At 74.9% G+C, this 2,958-nt stretch carries 3 protein-coding genes; all 3 read left to right on the forward strand.

The window, feature by feature from the left end; translation table 11 throughout:
- Nucleotides 1–338: 338 nt before the first annotated feature.
- A complete protein-coding gene (locus MXD58_RS24130) occupies nucleotides 339–617 on the forward strand; it encodes a hypothetical protein (protein ID WP_250609986.1) in 279 nt (92 codons plus the stop codon).
- 236 nt (nucleotides 618–853) lie between these two features.
- Nucleotides 854–1,531 carry a DUF3000 domain-containing protein gene (locus tag MXD58_RS24135; RefSeq protein ID WP_248840174.1) on the forward strand — a complete coding sequence of 226 codons (678 nt, stop codon included), beginning with the start codon at nucleotides 854–856 and terminating at the stop codon, nucleotides 1,529–1,531.
- A 189-nt stretch (nucleotides 1,532–1,720) separates the two neighbouring features.
- Nucleotides 1,721–2,958: HRDC domain-containing protein (locus MXD58_RS24140; protein ID WP_374616597.1), on the forward strand; the 1,238-nt coding region annotated here is incomplete at its 3' end.

Below are 2,958 nucleotides of genomic sequence, written 5' to 3' on the forward strand. Positions count from 1 at the left end.
GCCCCGCGCAGCGACCGGTCGGCGGCGCGGCCGACCGCCAGCCGCGGGTCGCGGCAGGTCGCGGGGACAGCCGCGAACCGGCCGAACCGCCCGTGCGGGGATCTCCGCCTCACACCGCATCGAGAGGGGCTCACGCGACACGCCGGAGGCAATGCGCGGACATTTGCTCCCGCCGTGGCACCGTCAGTCCGGTCGGAATGAGGGCAGAGGGTGCGCGTTGTCCCGCGTTCCCTCGTCGGCCGGCTGCCGTGGTGGCGCGTGATCTCGTGGTGCGCCTATCGCGTCCGGCGGGACGCGGGCACGGGTCGAGTGCGGGTACGCGGGGAGTGGTGTTCGGAGTGGAACTGGTCCGGGTGGACATCGACGATCACATCGTCCTCACCTGCGTCAGCTGCGGCGACGAGCGGCGCTTCACCCAGCCGCCGTGCGCTGACGGTCACGGCGTGGACTGCCCGGAGTGGGCGTGCGCCGAGTGCGGCGCGGCGGTGCTGATCGGGCCGGTGCCACCCGCCCGGAGTGCGGAACGCGCCCGTGCGGCCCACCGCGGCACCGCGGCGCAGGGCGGTCCGCACGGCCGCGAGGGACGCGAGCGGGGCGCCGCCCGGATCCCCGCGTGAGCCTGCACAGCCCCGCCCCCCGGCCGGACTACGGCCCCTCGACCGGTCGGGCGGGCGAGTTCGGCGAGCCCGCCGACGCCGCGGGGATGGCTCGGGAGGCTCCCGCCCTTCGGGACGCCTCCGGCCATCGCGGCGCGCTACGCCTACCCGGCCCCCGATCGCACCCAACGGGGTCGAAGGTGCACGCTCCGGCGTCCGCCCAGCGCGATCATGGTCGACGCCCTAACGTTGCCCTCATGGAGGCCGCAGCGTCGTTCGAGGCGACCCCCGCGATCTTCCTCGCCGTCACGGACGCCCTGCGCGCCAGCATCTCCCGGCTGCGCCCGGAGATCATCGTGCACGAGGTCGCCGCGCCGAGCCGGCTCGCGCCCTTCGCCTTCGCCCTCGCCGGCGGGGTGGCCGGGGACGCGGCGGACTCCGCGGCCGGCCGGCTCATCGTGCTGATGGACCCGGACGGCCAGCCTGCCTGGCAGGGCACCACGCGCATCGTCTGCTATGCCCGGGCGAGCGTCGACCCGGAGATCGCCGCGGATCCGCTGCTGGCGGACGTCGCCTGGTCATGGCTGCGGGAGTCCTTGGACGGGCACGGCGCGACGGTACGCGCGCTCGGCGGCACGGTGACAACGACCGCGTCCCGACGCTTCGGGGTCCTGCGGACCGAGGGTGACACCCAGGACGTCGAGCTGCGTTGCTCCTGGTCGCCGGACTGGGCGCAGACCGCGTCGGACGACGAGGGCGCCGCCGCGGTGGACGGCGATCAGATTCCCGGCGCGCGCCACGCGCGCCCGGCCTGGAGCTGCGCCGCGGCCGCCGCGCATCTGCTGGCCTTCGGTGATCTGCTCGCCGCGATGGCGGGACTGCCGCCGACGTTGTCCGGGGTCCTCCCGCTGCCGCTGTCCCAGCGCCGCGCCTGAGGCGGGCGGAACGGGCCGGGAAGGCCGGACGCGCCCAGCAGCCCCCCATTCCCGCAGGGCGGGGGTGCACTTCAGCCCTAAATGATCTGACCACTGTACCAGGCAGCGGTATCACCATGCGTATAATTGTCCTGATCCGCTGAACAGTGCGGCTGCCCCCGCGGGGATTCAGACGTACGATCGCCGATCGTGACGTCGACGGTTCCAGAGCCATCAGAGCAGGTCAGCGGGGGTGTAAGCGCCAAGGTGGAGGGTGAGCCAGAGACCAGCGCCCGCGAGCCCATCCCGCTGCTCACTCCCGTGGACGGCGTCCCGCCCGTGATCGTCGACGCCGAGGAGCTCGCGGCCGCCGCGCTGCGGCTCGCCGCGGGGACCGGCCCGGTCGCCTTCGATGCGGAACGGGCGTCGGGCTATCGATACAGCCAACGGGCGTACCTGGTGCAGCTCCGCCGCCGCGGCGCGGGTTCCCTGCTGCTCGATCCGATCGCGCTCGGCGATCTCACTGTCATCCAGGACGCCGTCGGAGACGTCGAATGGGTGTTGCACGCCGCCAACCAGGACCTGCCCTGCCTCTCCGAGCTGGGGCTGCGGCCGGTATCGCTGTTCGACACCGAGCTCGCCGGCCGCCTGCTGGGCTACGAGCGGGTCGGTCTCGGCATGATGGTCGAACGGGTGCTCGGCTACGGGCTGGAGAAGGGCCACTCGGCCGCCGACTGGTCGACCCGGCCGCTGCCCGAGCCGTGGCTGCGCTACGCGGCGCTCGACGTGGAGCTCCTGGTCGAGCTGCGCGACGCGCTGGAGGCGGAACTCATCGAGCAGGACAAGATCGAGTTCGCCCGGCAGGAGTTCGCCGCGATCGTGTCGGCGCCCCCGCGCGAGCCGCGGGCCGAGCCGTGGCGGCGCACCAGTGGGATCCACCGGGCCCGCACCCGTCGCCAGCTCGCCGCCGTCCGGGCCATGTGGTCCGCCCGTGACCGGCTGGCCCGCACCCGGGATGTCGCGCCCGGCCGGGTCCTCCCCGACAGCGCGATCATGGACGCGGTACTCCACGCCCCCACGGACGTCGCGGCGCTGATCCGCCTGCCGGTCTTCTCCGGGCCGCGGATCCGCCGGACCGCGCACACCTGGCTGGACGCGCTGCGCGCCGCCGCGGCGCTGCCCGAGGACGAGCTGCCCGCCGCGGCCGGCCCGAGCGGCGACGGCCTACCGCCGGCCAACCGGTGGGCCGAACGCGATCCGGTGGCCGCCGCCCGCCTCGCCCGGGTGCGCGGGGCGCTCTCGGCGATCGCCGAGGAACACAGCATGCCGGTGGAGAACCTGCTTGAACCGGTGCTGGCCCGGCGGGTCTCCTGGTCGCCGCCGGCCGAGCTGACCGCGGCGGCGGTGGAGGCGGCCCTGGTGGCCGGCGGCGCGCGGCTGTGGCAGCG

It is taken from the genome of Frankia sp. AgKG'84/4 (assembly GCF_023242965.2).
Taxonomy (GTDB): domain Bacteria; phylum Actinomycetota; class Actinomycetes; order Frankiales; family Frankiaceae; genus Frankia.

Excerpts from the sequence above, each read along its gene's own strand:
- MXD58_RS24135 (WP_248840174.1), top strand. The coding sequence starts at position 854 with ATGGAGGCCGCAGCGTCGTTCGAGGCGACCCCCGCGATCTTCCTCGCC.